The following is a 1,720-nucleotide window of genomic DNA, read 5'->3' on the forward strand; positions in this document are numbered from 1 at the left end:
TGATGTAACCATTTTTAATGTAGAGCTCAGTAATGGCAGAACGCAGTTGAAGCAACTCCTCAAACCTTACTTCACGGTTCTCATATTGGTTTTTTTTATCTGCAATTTCTTCTTGCAAAACGGTATTTCCCAACACCTCTACTTCTGTGACGAAGAATGGCACACTGGGTGGAATTGTAACTTCAGGGAGTTGGGGAGAGGAAGGAATTTCTAGGTTTGGCTGAGGTTGTGATGCTGGAGATTCTTCACGAACAGGAGGCGGTAAATCGGATGGGGTGGGAATAGTTTCCTCAATCCTCTCAGGGGTGGTGGGGGGAAGGTTCACTCCTGGGGGTGGAGTAGACTGAGCAACTGCTCCCATAGTTAGGCTCACGATGGGAATAATACTAGAGCCTGAAATTACAATAATAGATTTCAGTGTATGATACATAGTTTCAGCCTTGTTCGCATTGCTGAATCTTCGGATGAATAGGAGTGGGGTGGGCATCCTGCTTGCCTGGGAATGAAATAGGCAAGATGCCTGCTCGGAAATGAAACAGGCAAGATGCTTGCTCGGGAATGAAATAGGCAAGATGCCTGCCTGGTCGCAAATGAAACAGGCAAGATGCCTGCTCGGAAATGAAATAGGCAAGATGCCTGTTCTACAGCTAGATGCCCATGCCACAACACTATTAAAATCATCCCGCATTTATGCAACGCCACAGAAAAAGCGATCGCAGATCCATAAACAAAAGTACTAGTTGGTAATCCCCCATATTCCCGACTCCCGATTTTGTGGTCTACTCCAATGAAAATTGCTGTCAAGCTACTCTTGTTCCATAGATAAAACAAAAACACTTCCCTGAGTAATTTGGACAACTCTCACAACTTCGGGGTTGTCTTGAGGAACGAATGTTGATACTAAAATACCAGCTATACCACCAACATGTTGAGAATCACTACTACAATCCTGACCAAAGATATCAAATATGCTGTCTAATAAACAACCCATGGCGATCCCTTGTCGTCCATAGGTACGAGTATGTTCCCTGGCTTGCTGATCACTATTAGTGACTGTGATTTCACTACCGGAAATTACTGGACTCTCCGCTCGCAATGGTAACAATTTACCTTCTACAACAATTGATTCAACTAATATCTTAGCTCCGCTAGCTGAGGGAACTAACTTAGCGGGCACTATCGAATTAGCTGGAATAGCGATTTTGCCAGAATTATCTTTGATTGGCTGGGCTAAAACTAGATTCAGTAATAAACTTTGGTTTTCCTTAATTAGAAAATCAACATGATTAGGAAAAGCAACCACAACAGCGGAGTTTTTGGGAATAACAACAGCAGGCTCCGGAGTTGATTGATTCTGATCACTACTCTCGATTTTATCGGTAGTTGATTGATTCTGATAACTACCCTCGATTTTATAATCTTCCTCAGCTAAGGCATTTGTATAATTACCTAAAATAGAAATAACTAGAGCTGTACCTAAGATTATTTTGCGGTTCATGACACTTTCCAAAAAAACGAAAATACTTGGGAATCTGTTCAATAACGGTCTCAGACAAATATCTTGCCCCTAAGGTAGAGGCTTGCGTTTACCCTAGGGGCATTTCTAGACTATGGATTCATCAAAATGTCGAAATAATAATTTTTTCGTTGATGTTCTAGTTCTAGACGATTCATACTCTCTTTAGCATCAATTGCATGATGTTGAACATCAGCATTGATT

3 protein-coding genes are annotated in these 1,720 nt (G+C 41.6%); all 3 read right to left on the reverse strand.

Features of this window, described 5'->3' with window-relative positions:
- A partial coding sequence (locus F6K37_RS41065) for a POTRA domain-containing protein (RefSeq protein ID WP_287257040.1) occupies window positions 1-430 on the reverse strand: 430 nt, incomplete at its 3' end.
- Entirely contained in the window at window positions 415-804 is a 390-nt protein-coding gene (locus F6K37_RS41070; protein WP_287257041.1) for a hypothetical protein, read from the reverse strand. The genes F6K37_RS41070 and F6K37_RS41065, both read right to left, overlap by 16 nt.
- Before the next feature lies 1 nt (window position 805).
- Window positions 806-1,498: a hypothetical protein gene (locus tag F6K37_RS41075; RefSeq protein WP_287257042.1), complete on the reverse strand. Its 693-nt coding sequence runs from the start codon at window positions 1,496-1,498 to the stop codon at window positions 806-808.
- Between the last annotated feature and the right edge of the window lie 222 nt (window positions 1,499-1,720).

Source organism: Moorena sp. SIO4E2 (genome assembly GCF_010671945.1).
In the GTDB taxonomy this organism is placed as follows: domain Bacteria; phylum Cyanobacteriota; class Cyanobacteriia; order Cyanobacteriales; family Coleofasciculaceae; genus Moorena; species Moorena producens.

Excerpts from the sequence above, each read along its gene's own strand:
- F6K37_RS41075 (WP_287257042.1), bottom strand. The coding sequence starts at position 1,498 with ATGAACCGCAAAATAATCTTAGGTACAGCTCTAGTTATTTCTATTTTA.